Origin of the sequence: Sphingobium sp. DN12, assembly GCF_051058005.1 — a bacterium.
GTDB lineage: Bacteria > Pseudomonadota > Alphaproteobacteria > Sphingomonadales > Sphingomonadaceae > Sphingobium > Sphingobium yanoikuyae.
On the sequence record NZ_CP173717.1, the window covers coordinates 116653 to 132989 of the forward strand.

Below are 16337 nucleotides of genomic sequence, written 5' to 3' on the forward strand. Positions count from 1 at the left end.
GAATAACGCGAACGACTCGCAATTGCAAACCGCTCGCAACAGGAAAAATGTATCAAAATGTAAGCGTTCTGGAACCAGAGCGCCGCACGCGCGTCTCCGCCTGCCGCCTCCGTCTTGACCACCATACTTGACGGGTGCGGCACGCCCCCCTAGCGAAATCAGCTTGGACAGCGATGTCGCGGGGATGCGATGTCTGTTTATCGGCCCTTATCCAGGCCGTTGCTGGCCGTTGGGCCTGTCGTCCAGACGGGGCCGTGACAAGGGACGATTTATGCTGCTTTCGGTTGCCGCCACTGGAATGATGCTGATGGCGGGACAGGGGGAGGTCGTGGACAGCGGCGCTCCGGTGGTGCCGGCTGCGGCCGTGGCGCCTGCGCCGGCGGAAACGCCCCAGACCGTCCCTGCCGATCCGCTCCAGCCCGCACAGACGCCCACGCCCGACAGCCCCTATCCGCCGCCGGTCGTGCTGCCGACGCTGAGCCCGATCGCGGAGCAGCCCAAGGAAGAGGTGCCGGTCGATCCCAATGCGATCGTCGTGACCGGCGATACCGGGCTGCGCAAGCGCGATCCCTTCGCCGCGATCAACGAACAGTCTTTCGAGGCGGTCCAGGCGGTCGACAAGGCGTTGATCGAGCCGGTGGCCAAGGCCTATAACAAGGGCCTGCCGCGCCCGGTGCGCAAGGGGCTGCGCAACTTCTTCTCGAACCTGGGCGAGCCGGTGGTGTTCGCGGCCTATATGCTGCAGTTCAAGCCGGGCAAGGCGTTCGAGACGGCCGGCCGCTTCGCGATCAACACGACGCTGGGCTTTGTCGGCCTGTTCGACGTTGCCAAGCGCAAGCCGTTCAACCTGCCCTATCGCCCCAATGGCCTCGCGAACACGCTGGGCTTTTATGGCGTGGGGCCGGGGCCGTACATGTATCTGCCGCTGGTCGGCCCGACGACGCTGCGCGACATCATCGGCGACACGGTCGACAAGATGATCCTGCCCTTCGCGGTGGGCAAGCCCTTCACCCAGCCCACGGTCGTCATCCCGATGGCGGTGCTGGACCAGCTGGGCGAGCGCGCGGCGTTCGACGAGCGCATCCAGGCGATCCGTTCCGACGACAATCCCTATGGCAGCTATCGCGACCTCTATCTCAACCAGCGCAAGGCGGAGATCGAGGCGCTGCACGGTCGCTACACGCCGGGCGTGACGCCGGTCTATGGTCCGGGGCTGCGCGTGCCGGGCAAGGACAAGCCGGCAGCCGATGCGCCGGAAGCTGCGGCCCCGGTTGCTGCGGAGTCGGCACCGGCGCCTGCTGCTGCGCCGGCACCCGAACCGGCCCCCGCACCGGCGCCCAAGCCGTTGATGGTGCAGCCGCTGCCCGCCGACCCGCGCTGATCGCAGCGAAGACACGGAAAAGAAAAAGGCGCCCGATCACTGGATCGGGCGCCTTTTTCTTTTTTTTTGGGGGGGGGGCGGTTGAAACCCCTTCCCGCTGACGGGAAGGGGCGATGGCCTCAGCGGCCGAGCAGGCCGCGGGCCTGACCGGCGATTTCCGCCAGCATCGCGACATTGGGCGACGCCGCTGCCTTGGCGCGCTGCACCAGGGCGCGGAACTGCTGGATGCGCGCGCCGCGCTCGATCAGCCATTTCTCGACATGGTCCGACACGTCCTTGCCCTTCCCTTGCGCCAGGAAGTCGAGCCGCACCTGCTGCATGTCGCGCGCGACGCCGGAGATGAGCAGCCGCTCCCACGGATCGGTCGGTTCCATGCGGGCGGCGGCGGACTGGACCCAGTCGATGCCGACAGCCTCGCCCAGATGGGTGAAGGCGCGGGTCAGCGCGATCTCATCCATCTTCAGGCGACCGGCGAGCGCGGCGATGCCGACCGCGCCGTCCAGCTTGAACAGGCCGGCGGTGCGCACCGCCAGCATGTCCGGTGCGCCGAGCGAGAGCAGGCGATCGGTGACGGCCGTGACGCGGCGCAGCGCTTCGCTGGTGAGCAGGTCATCGACCTGGTTGGCGAGCGTTTCGACGCCCTTGGCCAGGATCGCATGGCCGGCGTCCGGCAGGGTGCCGGCCGGCACGCTGCGCAGGATATCGGCGATCTGCGCGCGCATGCCGCTGGCGATGTCGCCGAACAGGGCGAGGCGGGCGGCTTCCGACATGTCGGCCGCGTCGATATCCGCCCACAGGGTGCGGATGTCGTAGAGGCGCTCGGCAATCAGGAAGGCGCTGGCCAGATCGGCGAGCGAGCAGCCCTCTTCTTCCGCCAGCTCAAACGGATGGATGATGCCAAGGCGGTTGACGATGCGGTTCGCAACCTTGGTGGCGATGATCTCCTTCTTGAGCGCATGGGCCGCGATCGCATCGGCTTCCTTCTCCTGCATCGCGGCAGGGAAGGCGGCGGCCAGTTCCGCGCCCATGCTGGGATCGGTGGCAAGGTCGCCATGTTCGATCGCGTCCTGCAGCGCCAGCTTGGCGGTGGAGAGCAGCACGGCGAGTTCGGGGCGGGTGAGGCCCTGGCCATCCTGGCCACGCCGCAGCAGCTGGTCATTGGCGGCCAGCCCTTCGACCTGGCGGTCGAGACGGCCGGTTTCCTCGAACGTCTCGATCAGCCGGACATAGGAGGCCAGGTCCGCCGCGCCGCCGCTTTCGGCGATCGACAGGCCGAGCGCCTGAAGCCGGTTATCCTCCAGCACGATCGCGCCGACCGCGTCGGTCATGCTTTCGAGCAGGGCATTGCGCTTGTCGAAGGGCAGGCGGCCTTCCGCCATTTCCTTGTTCAGCGCGATCTTGATGTTGACCTCATTATCCGAGCAGTCGACGCCGGCACTATTGTCGATGAAGTCGGTGTTAATGCGCCCGCCATGCAGCGAGAAGGCGATGCGGCCGGCCTGCGTGGTGCCAAGGTTCGCGCCTTCGCCCACCACCTTGACGCGCAGCTGTTCGGCATTGACGCGCAGCCGGTCATTGGCCGGGTCGCCGACATCGCCATGGCTCTGCGCGGCGGCCTTCACATAGGTGCCGATGCCGCCGAACCACAGCAGGTCGTTGGGGCTCTTGAGGATGGCGGAGATGAGCGCGGTCGGCTCCATCTCGCTCTCGGTCACGCCCAGGATTTCCTGAACCTGCGGGGTGAGCGGGATCTTCTTGAGGCTGCGGGCGAACACGCCGCCGCCTTCGGAGATCAGGCCCTTGTCATAATCCTCCCAGCTGGAGCGGGGCAGGGCGAACATGCGATTACGCTCTTCCCAGCTCTTGGCCGGATCGGGATTGGGGTCGAGGAAGATGTGGCGATGGTCGAAGGCGGCGACCAGCTTGATCGCCTTGCTGAGCAGCATGCCGTTGCCGAACACGTCGCCCGACATGTCGCCGCAGCCCACGACCTTGACCGGCTCGCTCTGCACATCGACGCCCATTTCGGCGAAGTGGCGCTGGACGCTGATCCAGGCGCCCTTGGCGGTGATGCCCATCGCCTTGTGGTCATAGCCGTTGGAGCCGCCGCTGGCGAAGGCGTCGCCCAGCCAGAAGTTCCGCTCCAGCGCGATCGCATTGGCGACGTCGCTGAAGGTCGCGGTGCCCTTGTCGGCGGCGACCACGAAATAGGGATCGTCGCCGTCGCGCACCACCACCTGGGCGGGGTGCTTCACCTTGTTCTTCACGATATTGTCGGTGATCGACAGCAAGGTGCGGATGAAGATGCGATAGCTTTCCGTGCCTTCGGCGAACCAGGCATCACGGTCGACCTGCGGATTGGGCAGTTGCTTGGGATAGAAACCGCCCTTCGCGCCGGTGGGCACGATGACAGCGTTCTTGACACGTTGCGCCTTCATCAGGCCCAGGATTTCGGTGCGGAAATCGTCGCGACGGTCGGACCAGCGCAGGCCGCCACGGGCGACCGGGCCGGCGCGCAGATGGATGCCCTCGACACGCGGGCTGTAGACCCAGATTTCCCGCCAGGGCAGCGGCGCCGGCAGGCCGGGGACGAGCGCGCTGTCGATCTTGAACGCCAGCGCCTCGGCCGCGGCCGGGGCATAGAAGTTGGTGCGCAGCGTCGCGGTGATGACGGCGCGGATCAGGCGCAGCACGCGATCCTCGTCGATCGAGCTGACCTGTTCCAGGCCCGCGTCGATCTCCGCCTGGATGGCGGTCGCCTTGTCGCTGCCGTCCTGCGCGGCGGGATCGTGCAGCGCTTCGAACAGCGCGACAAGATTGCGGGCGACGCCCTGTTCACGGCGCAGCGTGTCGGCGAAGGTCGCCATGCCAAAGGCGGTGCCGGTCTGGCGCAGATAGCGGAACAGCGCGCGGAACAGCACCACCGCGCGCGGCGCGAAGCCGGCGGTGACGATCAGTTCGTTGAACCTGTCATTTTCGGCGACGCCTTCGATCACCTGGGCGATCGCCTCGGTCACCACTTCGGCGCGGTCGACCACCGCCTGGGCATCGCCGCCGGCCGGCAGTTCCAGCACGAAGCGCTGGACATGGCCGAGTGTGCCGCCGTCGATCGGCGTGGTCATCTCGTCGATCACGCGGAAGCCGAAATTCTCGAAGGCGGGGACGACTTCGGACAGGGCGATGGCGTCATGGCTGTAGAGCTTGAGGCGCAGCCGTTCGGCGCTGTCTTCCGGGTTGCGATAGATGCGGATCGACTTGTCGCCCGGACCCGACAGACCGTGGATCAGGCGGATATCAACCGCCGCCTCGACCGGGCCGGCGCCGTTGCGATAGGCCATCGGGAAGCCGGGGGCGAAGCGCTGGGCCAGCGCCGCGGCGCGGCCGGCTTCCTCGCTTTCGGCCAGCGCTTCCTCGACGGCGGGCAGCCAGCCGCGCACCATCTGCTTGAGCTGACGATCGAGCGCGGCATCATCGGGCACGACGCCGCCATCGCGCAGGTCGAGGGTGATGCGCAGCAGCGCCAAACCGCCTTCCTCCAGCGCGATCGACCAGCTCAACACCGGGCCATTCGCTGCCTTGGCCAGCATGTCCTGAATCGCGACGCGGCGCGCGGTCGACAGTTCATCGCGCGGCAGCCAGACGAAGGCATAGAGGTGACGGGCCAGCGCGCTGGTGGCGAGTACCAGCTTGGGGCGCGGCCGATCGGTCAGCGACATGAAGGTCAGCGCCAGATGCTCCAGCGTGTCGCGCTCGAAGCCGATCAGAATGTCATGCGGCAGGGTGGTGAGCGCATGAGCCAGCGTCTTGCCGGCATGGCCGGCCGGATCGAAGCCATATTTGTCCATCAGCGCCGACAGGGCCGAGCGCAGCAGCGGCACCTTTTCCGGCGAGGCGGCAAGCGCCGCGCTGGTCCACATGCCGGCGTGGATCGACAGGCCGGTGACGCTCTTGCCCTCACGCACCGGCAGGATGATGAGGTCCAGCAGCACGCCGCGATGCACGCGCGAGAGGATGTTGGACTTGATGATGAGCGGGCTGCGCTTGCCTTCCTCGAACCAGGTGAAGGCGGCTTCGCGCGAGGCTGGCGCGATCATCGGCTTGTCACGCAGCGCGCAGATGCCCAGCCGCTCTTCCGAGGTGCCGACGCGGCTGCACAGTTCATGGCCGATCTGGGTGAAATGGCCCGCGAGGAACCAGCGCAGCAGCGCAGCGCCCTCGTCATCGGTGACGGCATTGGCGTCGGCCGACATGGCTTCCTGCATGCGCGGCCAGTCGCGCACGGCGACGCGGACGTCGGCCAGCGTGTCTTCCAGCGCCTTTTCGAGCGCGCGGCGGGCCTTTGCGTCGGCACGGTCGGCCTCGATATAGATCATCGATTCCCGCAATGCGCCGGGCGCATCATCGTCCAGGATCGCGGACAGGCTGCCATCGGCGCCGCGCGATATCGACAGGACGGGGTGGAGCAGCCGGTGGATGCTGATGTCGGCCGCCGCGAGCGTGGTGGCGATCGAATCGACCAGGAAGGGCATGTCGTCGTTGATCAGCGCGATCCGCATGAAGCGGCCGGTGGCGCCTTCGCCCAGCGTCTCGATCGCGATGCCGGGCTGGCCGGCCTTGCGCGCATTGGCGGTGCGACCCAGGAAGGCCGCAGCGGCGGCGATGGCCGCCTGATCAAATCCCTCGCTCTCGCCGGGCAGGGCGCCCTTTGCCAGGACGCCTTCCAGCGCCGCGCGAACAGTTGAATCGACTTCCTTGATATTGGGATCAGCCAGCGCCGTCATTCGCCTACCTCTTAGCCGCGGGGAAATGTCCCGCCGTTGCCGAAACGGAGGAGGCGCTGGAACACCGCCAGACGACTCCTTGTCCTAGGGGCATCTATATGCCCCTCTCACCGGATCGTCTCAAGTATTGGTCGAAATAAAATTTCGTGCGCGTGAAATATTATGATGCGGCGCAGCATGGTCGGGCCGCCCGTTACTGGCGGATATCGATGTCCGGAAGGCATGGCCCGAAGAGTGGGCATGTCCCTATGCACTTGGAAAGCCGCGATGTCACCCCAAGATGGCGCGTTTGCGGCACGGCTGGGAGTGAGGGCCGGCGCCGAGACAAAATCTCAGTCGGCGGCGGCCAGGATCACGCGCTGGCCCAGGTCCGATCCTTCCGGCAGGGCGCCGACGATCGCCAGCGTGCCATCCGCTTCGCGCCGGGCGACGACGACGGCCAGGCCATCATTGTCGGTGGCGACGGCCAGCGGATCGAGCGCGGTGGCGCATTTCATCGTGTCGCGGGCGGTCTGGCGCTTGTCGGGGCGGGCGGGCATGTCCGCCCGGCGGGCGGCGCGCTCGTCGCGGACCAGGGCCTTGAGGCCACCATCATAGCCGGCCAGATAGGCGGCGAAGCTGCCGACCGACAGGCTGGCGGTCGCGGCATGATCGAGCGCGGTCGCATATTCGGTGATGCGCGTCTTGTCATAGGTGGCGCCGAAGACCAGCTTGATGACGGCGGTCATCGGGCTGCGCGCCTGCGCCTTGATGCCATAATCTTCCAGCAGTTCGGCATATTCCTCGGCCGATCGGCGGGTCACCAGCGCGAAATCATAAGCGAGGCCGATCGCGCGATAGAGGGCGGCATGGCTGCGCGCCTCGCTGGTACGGGCCTTTTCCGCGCCTTCGCGAGCGAGCGCCAGCCAGTCGGCGAGCGGCGCATCCTCGGTCGGCATCTCCATGCCGGCCAGATCCAGCACGTCATCATCCTCGTCCGCGCCCGGACCATCGGCCCAGATCGGGGCATCGCTGCGCGCCGGGGGATTGTGCAGCAAATTGGTGTCGACCTCACGCTCGATCGCGACCGACAAAGCGTGGCTGGCCATTTCCTTCCAGTTGATCACGCCGAACACGAAGTCGATCGAATCGCCCTGCGCGGAAAAGGGCATCAGGATGCCGCGATAGAGAATCTCGCGGCCGCGCTGGTTGATGAACTCCGCCTCGAATCCGATCGGGGCGGCATTGGCGATGATCTGGAGATAATGATCGGTCAGGCGCGACAGCAGCGAACGGGCGGGAACATCGGCGATATGGCCGATCGGCCCCTCGATCTCGCATTCCTGACGCAAGGCCGAGCCGAGATAGACGATCGCGGGATTCTCGATGCCGGCGGTGAAATCGAGCAGCACGCTGTAGGGACCGAAATCGTCCATCTGATCGGGCGAAAGATCCTCGATCAGGGGCAGGGCGCGATCGCCCAGCAGCGACGCCCAATAATTATAGGCGCGCACCTGCATGCGCCGTTCCTCATATCCCACGGCGAGCGGACGGTCGATCGCGGCATCACCGGGATATTCGAAATCGTCCTGGTCGTTGGCGACGTCATGCCCCCGCAGAATGTCCATCCGGTCGGTCCTTGGAACAGAGAATAAGCGACTTTGCGCAAGGCTGTGCCACGGGGATGGTAAACATGCCGTAAATTCGCGCGCAAAAGCGGATGGATGGCGCGCAATATCGGTTGATCGTGCGGTGACGGCAGGGGTGGGGGCAAGAAAGTGCATTTGGGCGCTTGTCCAATCGCCCGACCGCTGTTATCTGCCCGCGCCAGTGCCGCTTTAGCTCAGTTGGTAGAGCATCGCATTCGTAATGCGAGGGTCACGTGTTCGAGTCACGTAAGCGGCACCAGTCCTCAGAAAATCGTTGAAAAACAAGCGTCTGATGGATCGTTGCGTCCCAACTGTAGCCCAAGGGTGTCGCCCACAAGGGGTAATCAGAGGGCTTTAAGATGTTCTGAATCAACGATAATTCCGTCGAATGGGTGTCGCCCAATGGTGTCGCCCAAGCGTCCGCAGGGATTGTGGCGGAGAGGCGCGATTTATCAGTATCGTGTTCGCGTTCCGCACGATCTCATCGGATCGGTCGGCCTGACGCGGGTAAATAGATCACTTAAAACATCGTCTTTTCATGAAGCTGTGCGTGTCGCTCGACGGGTCGCGTATGAAATCGAGCTTGAGTTCGTGCAGGTGCGCTGCGGCGTCGAACCGACGACCTTCCCTGCGGATCGTCAGCAAACCGTCCGCCCAACGATTGTTCCTGTGGTCGTCTCCAAAACGACGGACCGAACAATCAGGGACGCGATTGACGGCTACATGACTGATCCCACGCGTTCTCGGACGGTGAAAAGCGAGGCAGTCTATCGGACGACCTTTGCAACGATTGCCGCAATTTTGGGGAGCGACACGCTTCTCAAAGACATAGACCGAGACAGGTGCCGCGATCTGCTGACCGTGCTTCAGCGCCTGCCGTCGAACGCAAAGAAGCGGTTTCCCAGCCTCACACCTCGCGAAGCCGCAGAACACGCCGTCGCCCACGAGGTTGCTCCGATGTCATCGGCGAACGTCAATGAATACATGAACAAGCTTTCGACCCTGTTCAATTGGGCGCTTCGAGAGGAATGGATTTCCCGAAACCCCGCCAACGGATTGCGGATCGCCAAGGCCACGGTCAAATCCGATCAGCGGAAACCGTTTTCGACAGACCAGTTGAATCGCATCTTCCACTCGCCATTATACAGCGGCTGTCGAGATGACGAGAACGGCTACGCGATTGAGGGTGATGCTCGGCCTCGTCGCGCGAGATTCTGGATACCCCTCATTGGCTTGTATACTGGCGCACGCCTCAATGAGATTTGTCAGCTTCACACGGCTGACGTTCGACAAGTTGATGACGTGTGGTGCTTCGACCTGAGAGCCGATCCAGCTAGTGGGAAGAATTTGAAGACGGCAGGAAGTCAGCGGTTGGTGCCGATCCATCCGATGTTGAAGGAAATCGGCATTCTTGCCTACTTGCGGGAGCGCCATATAGCAGGTGATCAGCGACTGTTCCCTGAAATTGCAACAGACGCATTCGGACTTCATTCGGGCCGTGTGTCACGGTGGTTTTCAAGATTCCTCACTACCTGCGGCGCTTCATCAAGAGGTGTCTGCTTTCACAGCTTCCGCCATACATTTCGCGATGCCCTTCGTGAGGCGAAGGTTGAGCGAGAAGTGGCGCTGCGCCTCGGTGGTTGGGCAGAATCTGGCGGGTCGGCGACCGTTGTTGGTGATGGATACGGTAGCGGATTCAGCCCGTCGCGCCTCGAAGGCGCGATCTCAGCCATCAATTTTGCTGGTTTAGACCTGAGCTATTTATCTGGGGAAAGCACTCTGAATTTTGCGCACGGTGCATATGGTAGAAACATGCGTGATCGCATTGAGCGCCCCTAATGGAGGACTTCGAACAGAGCAGTTGTGCCGCCCCGCTAGTGCTGTAACTTGCTGGGACATATCGAGGAGTTCTGCTGTGGCAGTGATTAGGGCATCGAACAAACTTTCGTCTAACCAGTCCGAATATGCGATCTCCTCAAGATCGTATGTTTTCTTTCGAGTGATCACCGATCAAAACGGAACTCGGCTTATGACGGCCACCGCTGCTGAGGATAGCGGAAGTGATCGGGTCTATGAGGATCAAAAGGCACTAATTACGGCGACGGTGCGGACGCTTGAAAAATATGAATTTCAATGGGCAAGCAAGGTGGATCATGTTGGACGAGCATACATCGAAACGTCGGTATACCCTGACTATGATGACATTGTTCACATCGCCAATGTGGCACTTGAGGACATGGGCTTCGATGACATCTCGATCCAAGCCATTCAAGATATCAGACGGATTTACGAAGAGTTTTCGATAGATGAATCTGGCGAGGACACATACTTAAGCGATGGTATGTGGGTCACGTCCGATGGTAGAATAGTTCAGCGATAGGGGTCAGAACATCTTAAAGCCCTCTGATTACCCCTTGTGGGCGACACCCTTGGGCTACAGTTGGGACGCAACGATCCATCAGACGCTTGTTTTTCAACGATTTTCTGAGGACTGGTGCCGCTTACGTGAGGTGAAGCCGGATTTTCGGGGCTGGTTTCGTCATCCATGCGTGGTTTCTCCAATGATTTCAGTTGGTGTGATGTGATGCCGCTTACGGTCATCGAACATGTGACCCGACACGATCCAGACCGATCATCCCGGCACTAGCGTCGACCAGCATCATCTCCGCTATCGCCACTTCAACGATCGGTCAGATGATGGTCGTCACGCTGCCGGTGATCACCGTCGGGAGCATGGACATGGTAGCGGTGGCCACCTGATATCTGATGCTGGACCTGATGATCCGATGGCGATGATCTCGGGGATTGTGGTTGTCGAAGGTCAGGCGGTCAGCAGGCGGTAGACGCTGGCGCGGCCGATCTTGAGGGTGCGGGCAATTTGGGTAGCGCCCAGTCCCTGATCCCGAAGCTCCCGGACCCGGTCAGGATCGATGGTCGGGCGGCGACCGATATAGGCACCGTCATTCTTGAGCTTCCGGGCCTCGATCCCGCGCCGCTGCCGGGCAGCGATGAAGTGCTTCTCGATGCGACCGACGAGTCCGAAGACGGTGAGCAGCACTTCCCCCATGAGATCGCTGCCGTCGATCGTGATGGAGGGATCATGGATGCGCAGGATCGCCTTCTTCTCGATGATGCGCTTGGCTACGGCGAGGAGGTCGGACGTATCCCGTGCAATTCTGTCGGGATGAAGGGTCAGAAGCTGATCACCGGGTTCAAGAAGGCGAAGGGCAGCCTCAAGCTGGTCCCGACCGTTAAGGCTCATGCCGCTGCCGACATCGCAGAAAACGACCACGGCACCGAGCGATTCCAGCTTGGTCTTCTGGCTGGCGATGTCCTGTCCCTGATCGGTGCTGATCCGAGCATAACCAAGAATTTTCCCCATGCTGACCTCCATTCGCCTCATATGGACCTAGAGGTTGGCATCCGACTGTCTTGGAAGCCGATATTGGCCCCATACAGCACGGCGATCGCGTATCGCCGATCGTATTGCCGCCCCTTACCCATGTGACGCAGATTCTCATGAAGTCGGATGAAGCTCAAGACTTCAAGTGACTGATTTACTTCTGGAAAATATGGACTGAGGGTGTGCCTGAGGACAGCGATGGAGACCGACGATGGACCTGCACGATGTTAGACTGGGAGATTACCTGATCCGTGAAGATCGGCTTGATGGTCGCCTGATTGGCGAGATCGTGCATATTCGCGCGCGGGTGAGTTACATCAACGCTGGGTATCCTTTCAGGGAATGGGTGGACGTCTCGACAGCCACGACCTTCCCCTACCGAACCGGCGATCCAGAAGCGCCGCGTCTCATGAAGGCCACAGATGAGGATATTCGGATATATGGCCTGCAAGACCGCTCCAGAAGAACACCGGCATGGTTCTCTGGTCCTCCGTGCTGATGGATATCGCTGCCGGAATGATCTCCAACATCGTCCTGACCAGATCGTCGACGCCATCATCGACCAAGATCGCCCGTCGGTGATGTCGATGAAGTCTGGCCGTATCATCTGGCCAAGATCGTTCGCCCGCCATCGTGAATATCATCATCAGGCCGGGCCGCGCACGGCACATATATAAGAAGTGTCGGCCGCTCCCCGATCGATCAGAAAGGCGAACATAGGATGATGACCTTTCTGCGTGATGATGGTGAGCGGCGCGATCTCACCGAGCGATGGCGCTGATCATGGTCATGCTGGGGCCAAGATGGTCAAAATGGACCAGCCGAAGGTCTCAACCCCTACACCCCCTACACCGATTTCGGCCCACCCCTACACCCGCCATGGGCGCGAAAGCCGCAGAAATCCGTGCTTTTATAACCCCGGTGTAGGGGGTGTAGGGGATGTAGACTTACTTTCATTCCTGAAGATCATCATCCGCATACGCGCCACCGGGGGAATGCAAAACCACCCTACATCCCCGTCACCCCTACACCCCGGCAACACGATCGTAGGGCGAGGATGACGATGAAGTGTCGCTATCAGGCGCGTAACCGTGCTATGCGGCCCTCGTCAGGGGAGGAACTATGGCATCAGACGATTCAGATAAAAAGTTAGCAGACGAATATCTGTCGCATAATCCAACGGTGGATAATTCCCGCGACATCGTGAAGAAGCTTGCGGCCTCTCATTCGATTACTGAAGCCAAAGTTCGAACCTCGTTGGTGCGAAGCAAGGTTTACGTGTCCCAGCCAAGGCGCGCGGCCGTGGCGACGCCGCAGCAAGCCCAAGCTGTTAAAGCGTTTCTATCATCAATTCCTGATGGCGATTATGTGAATGAATTCGACATAGGCGCAAAGTTCAATCTCACCCTTGCCGCCGTTATGGCTGTTAAAAAAGAGTGGCAACTAGAAAAGTGGGCGGTTGAAAGAGCTGAAAAGGAATACGAGTATGAAAAGAGCAACAAGCCGTCTGTAATTTCAGAATTGTTCTCTATGCTCAATGAGAGCGGAAAAGCCACAGGGAGTTGCATGGTAACTCTTGTTCAGATTGGATTTTTTCTCCTGTTGATTTGGGCTATCATAGCCGTCGGAATATCGGTTTTGCAGGTAGCAGGCCGCTAAGGAAGAAGGCGGCCTATAGGTCGCCTGCCTGTTGCCGGTATCGAATTTGCCCAGCAACGCGCTCCTAAAGCCCATGACGAACCCAACGCATAATTATGCTAGGGCAGGTTCGTAGACTTTTGAACGGGGCGAACGGTAGGGATGAGCCGAAATATATTTCTGATTTCAGCTGCTCTTGTGAGTGCTCCCCTTCCATCGGAGGGGATAGCTCAAACCAATAATGTTAAAACCTTCATAGATGAAGACGCTATGACGGACAAAAAGAGCATAAGGCTATCTGTAACAGACATTACGAAAAAAAACGCCATTCAGCTCGTTCGCGATACATCAAGCAAGAAAATAACCGCATATTTTTTAACAAGTGACTTTCTTGGAGCCCATCCAAACATACGGTTTATGTGGCTGCGTTTCGATGATGACGAGCCTATCAAGTTGTTCGCTGGATATTACATAGAGGGTCAGGTGATGCTTCCAACAGAGATGCAGGCCGCGCTTCTGTCGAAGCTGCCCACGGTCAAGCGGATCAGGGTTCGCACCACCCGCTACGATCAGGTTATCGTGGATTCTGAATTTAAGATCACCGATCTGTATGGGCAAGCCGCTATGTTCAAGAAGGATTGCGGACTACTTTCGTAAAGCTGGATGGCCGGTGCGATGGAGGCGCGGGACGATAATGGCCGAGGACTTCACCGACCGTCTTGCTGCTGCCCGCGCGGAGCGTAAGGCTCTATCCAAGCCGAGGACCGCAAGCGTGATCCGTCGATTAGCCTGCTGCCTATCTCGATTTATGAGGGGCTTGGGATATTGATATGCTACCCGTTCTAGCGCCTTTCAAATCCTACCACTGATCAGATTTTTGTAGTTAAATCCAAGCTCGCCCTCAAATGGGTTGCGTTTATGGGTAACATTGCCGACGTTTCTTATATGGCGATCGATTTTTCTCAGTTTTCCCGCTTGACAAACACGGCATTGGTTAAGTTGCGGAGTGGGCTAGAGGTTGACTTCCCTCCCAATGTCTATTTCGAGCGCGATTCGTTAAAGACGGCTGCTGATCGCCGTGCGGCAGTCCTATTCAATGACGAAAAGGTTGCTGACACTGTGTATCGGCCTCCAAAATCCGAGGAGGAGACTGACGAAGAACTTCTCTATGGAAGAAAAAAGCCCGAACTGGGTGCAGTGTTCGATTTCAAGCCATCAGCCTTCCTCAAGAAGGCGCGAGAATGTGCTCCCGAAGAACCGCAGCCTACAGCCTCCGGGTTGGCAGCATGGGTTTACTCGCTCTATTCCTCTGCGCTGGGTGATGACGACGACAAGGAGCGCGGCAAGAAGTTAGAGCAGGAGGTGTTCGATCGTCGCCTCCGCGCCGCAGGTTGCACGGACAACGCCTATCTCAAAAATGTAGGTTCGCCTTGGCGTTTGATCCACAACGGACTTCATTTGCAAGATCAAAAGGAAATTATCTGCTACCAAGTTCCGTCTCTGCTCATTGGCGGGAAGCCGATGCGGGTTTCTCCTGATCTGGTTTATCGGAACCGCGAGAGTGGTGAAGTTTTCATCGTGGAAATCAAAAACACATGGATGAACGTCCCGAGTAATCTTTGGCCTAACATCTGGGCGCAGCTATGGGTTTATGCTCAAATCCCAGAGGTTTTGGCTGCGCCGAAGGTGACTGTCGTTGGCGAGGTATGGGGCGAACGTTTTTCGCGGAAGCAAAAAATGGTGTCGTTGCGGGCTTGCGTGAAACGTGATCCACGTCAGCCCAAATTTGATCGATTTTTTCGGGAGCTTTTCAAGATTTACTCAGGAGGTTCTCTGTCGCCAAGATTGCCCTACCGGAGGCAGCGATAAGGCAAAGGCGCTCTCGGCTCAGCGGTCACTCGATAAACTGATGGACAAACATTGACCGTCAGTTTTTTCATTTTCAGCAGCGAGTCTGGCCCATGTCAGTCCCTCTCGCCGATAAAGTTCCAGCGCCACCGACGAGAGCAATTCGTCACGAATCCATCGACGTAAAGACTCAAGCAGGTGGTCTCTCCAAAGCGCTTCGATTGTCGAGAAATGTCGCCGATAGCCTGCTGAACATAGTGAGCAGCACCATCCCTCTGGCCCACGGTTGCTGACGATGTCCTCGTCAAACAGTAGGTCGTAGCATTCTCCCTTCCACATTGCTGCCACGCTAATTCCGGCAAGATAAGCATAGCCTTGGATTGCGCCACCTCCGATCGAGAAGTAGAGGTTGATGGCATCACTGCCCTCGCATGGCTCGGTTGTGATGACATTATGGAGATCAGTGGCCTCTTCGAACCATCCCATAGCGGCGTGTGTGAAGGGCCGGTCGGGCGCAGCTATCATTCCGCGTCCCAATCCACGTAGAATCGCGACAACCGCCGGATCGCTTCCACCGCTTTGTCTGTCCGGTTGCTCGAACGCCGATCAGGAATTCCATGCCTCCCTGCGAACGCGAAAGCCGCCTTCGACAAATCCACATTCACAGCGAGATTGCCACGGCCGTGAACGCCATCGGCGATCCAGAGACCTCCAGCACGGTCATAAGAGATCAGAACATCGTGACCGTTGGCCGTGAATTCTCCGAAAGCGTAATTTCCGGCCATAGCTGCCGAGAGGTATCCACGGACGCAGTTGCGATATTTCAATGCAATCTTACGAAGTTCGACGCCGTTGGTGATGGGACGGTATCCCAAGCATGCAGGAATCGGCCCCTTCGGGAAAGGCATACGAAATGACCAGCGCTTGATCGTTTCATCAAGGTTGACTGACTGGCACAATGCCTCAACGACCGCATGGCGAGAGACGCCGCGCTTTTCGAGAAGATCGATTGCAAGAATCAGATCGGAGGCATGTTCAAAATCCTTGATCCGGCAAACGATCCGGGCGTCACACATGTCAATGGGAAGGCCGCTCATGATCAAAAGTCGCTCTGGGGTCAGTGCAGGCAACCGTTGGATCGCGGTGATGATGTGCGGTTGTCCATCGCTGAGCATTTTGAACAAATCGCGATAATATGTGGCGGCGTGGGCTTGTGCGCCGCTGCGCCCGAGTGCTGCACGAAATCCCGTCGGGACCGTGCCGAACGCAATGTGGAGAATGGCATGATGCCCTGCCTCCATCAAAAGCGATGCAGACTCCTTTTCGGTGGCTTCATTAAGTGGAGAAACAGACAAAAAAGCGGCGACGACCTGCCGTCGTTCGTCGCTGGCGCGGAGATAAAATCCTGCGAAGCCCGGACGCGCCCGATCAAGATCGTTAGCGATACGATCAAGAACCCACCCGCTGATTGGAGCAATGGCCATAACAATAGTTCCTTTTCATGGGATCATATTGTCACGTCGCTCTCCTCAGTGGCGTTTTCGGTGCGCCATAAATAACTGATGACACGAGAAAAATCACCAGAAAACTTCAGCACATGGCTCGTCTGCCATCGCTCATGCACAGACGACTATCACAGCGATGACGACGATAGCGTG

Annotated in this window: 12 protein-coding genes and 1 tRNA gene; 8 read left to right on the plus strand and 5 right to left on the minus strand. The window is 59.9% G+C overall.

What is annotated here, in order from left to right; all coding sequences use genetic code 11:
* The first annotated feature begins 271 nt into the window (after positions 1–271).
* A complete protein-coding gene (locus ACI6S0_RS00605) occupies positions 272–1381 on the plus strand; it encodes an MlaA family lipoprotein (RefSeq protein WP_434404595.1) in 1110 nt (369 codons plus the stop codon).
* A 119-nt stretch (positions 1382–1500) separates the two neighbouring features.
* Here the strand turns inward: ACI6S0_RS00605 and ACI6S0_RS00610 are convergent, their stop codons facing one another.
* Complete coding sequence (locus ACI6S0_RS00610) at positions 1501–6162, minus strand: NAD-glutamate dehydrogenase (protein ID WP_434404596.1); 4662 nt, start codon at positions 6160–6162, stop codon at positions 1501–1503.
* 332 nt (positions 6163–6494) lie between these two features.
* A complete protein-coding gene (locus ACI6S0_RS00615; protein WP_434404597.1) occupies positions 6495–7769 on the minus strand; it encodes a PAS domain-containing protein in 1275 nt (424 codons plus the stop codon).
* Positions 7770–7973: 204 nt separating this feature from the next.
* Here ACI6S0_RS00615 and ACI6S0_RS00620 point away from each other — a divergent pair.
* The 3 genes from ACI6S0_RS00620 to ACI6S0_RS00630 all read left to right on the plus strand — a co-directional run bounded on the left by ACI6S0_RS00620 (position 7974) and on the right by ACI6S0_RS00630 (position 10170).
* Positions 7974–8049: transfer RNA gene (locus tag ACI6S0_RS00620), tRNA-Thr, on the plus strand.
* A gap of 143 nt (positions 8050–8192) precedes the next feature.
* On the plus strand, positions 8193–9629 hold the full coding sequence (locus ACI6S0_RS00625) for a DUF6538 domain-containing protein (RefSeq protein ID WP_434404598.1): 1437 nt from the start codon (positions 8193–8195) through the stop codon (positions 9627–9629).
* Between the two features lie 190 nt (positions 9630–9819).
* Positions 9820–10170 carry a hypothetical protein gene (locus ACI6S0_RS00630; RefSeq protein ID WP_434404599.1) on the plus strand — a complete coding sequence of 117 codons (351 nt, stop codon included), beginning with the start codon at positions 9820–9822 and terminating at the stop codon, positions 10168–10170.
* Positions 10171–10611: 441 nt separating this feature from the next.
* Here the strand turns inward: ACI6S0_RS00630 and ACI6S0_RS00635 are convergent, their stop codons facing one another.
* Positions 10612–11172: a recombinase family protein gene (locus tag ACI6S0_RS00635; RefSeq protein WP_434404600.1), complete on the minus strand. Its 561-nt coding sequence runs from the start codon at positions 11170–11172 to the stop codon at positions 10612–10614.
* A 232-nt stretch (positions 11173–11404) separates the two neighbouring features.
* Between ACI6S0_RS00635 and ACI6S0_RS00640 the strand changes: the two genes are divergently transcribed.
* The 4 genes from ACI6S0_RS00640 to ACI6S0_RS00655 all read left to right on the plus strand — a co-directional run bounded on the left by ACI6S0_RS00640 (position 11405) and on the right by ACI6S0_RS00655 (position 14700).
* Entirely contained in the window at positions 11405–11692 is a 288-nt protein-coding gene (locus ACI6S0_RS00640) for a hypothetical protein (protein ID WP_434404601.1), read from the plus strand.
* A gap of 623 nt (positions 11693–12315) precedes the next feature.
* The gene (locus tag ACI6S0_RS00645; protein WP_434404602.1) at positions 12316–12852 is read left to right on the plus strand and encodes a hypothetical protein; all 537 of its coding nucleotides are present in this window, start codon (positions 12316–12318) and stop codon (positions 12850–12852) included.
* A 249-nt stretch (positions 12853–13101) separates the two neighbouring features.
* Positions 13102–13488: a hypothetical protein gene (locus tag ACI6S0_RS00650; RefSeq protein WP_434404603.1), complete on the plus strand. Its 387-nt coding sequence runs from the start codon at positions 13102–13104 to the stop codon at positions 13486–13488.
* A gap of 261 nt (positions 13489–13749) precedes the next feature.
* On the plus strand, positions 13750–14700 hold the full coding sequence (locus tag ACI6S0_RS00655; RefSeq protein ID WP_434404604.1) for a hypothetical protein: 951 nt from the start codon (positions 13750–13752) through the stop codon (positions 14698–14700).
* An 18-nt stretch (positions 14701–14718) separates the two neighbouring features.
* Here ACI6S0_RS00655 and ACI6S0_RS00660 read toward each other — a convergent pair whose 3' ends face one another.
* Positions 14719–15204 (minus strand): hypothetical protein, encoded by a 486-nt coding sequence (locus tag ACI6S0_RS00660; RefSeq protein WP_434404606.1) that lies wholly within the window; start codon positions 15202–15204, stop codon positions 14719–14721.
* Positions 15201–16163, minus strand: coding sequence for a hypothetical protein (locus ACI6S0_RS00665; RefSeq protein ID WP_434404607.1), 963 nt, complete (start codon positions 16161–16163; stop codon positions 15201–15203). The genes ACI6S0_RS00660 and ACI6S0_RS00665 overlap by 4 nt, the downstream gene beginning before the upstream one ends.
* Between the last annotated feature and the right edge of the window lie 174 nt (positions 16164–16337).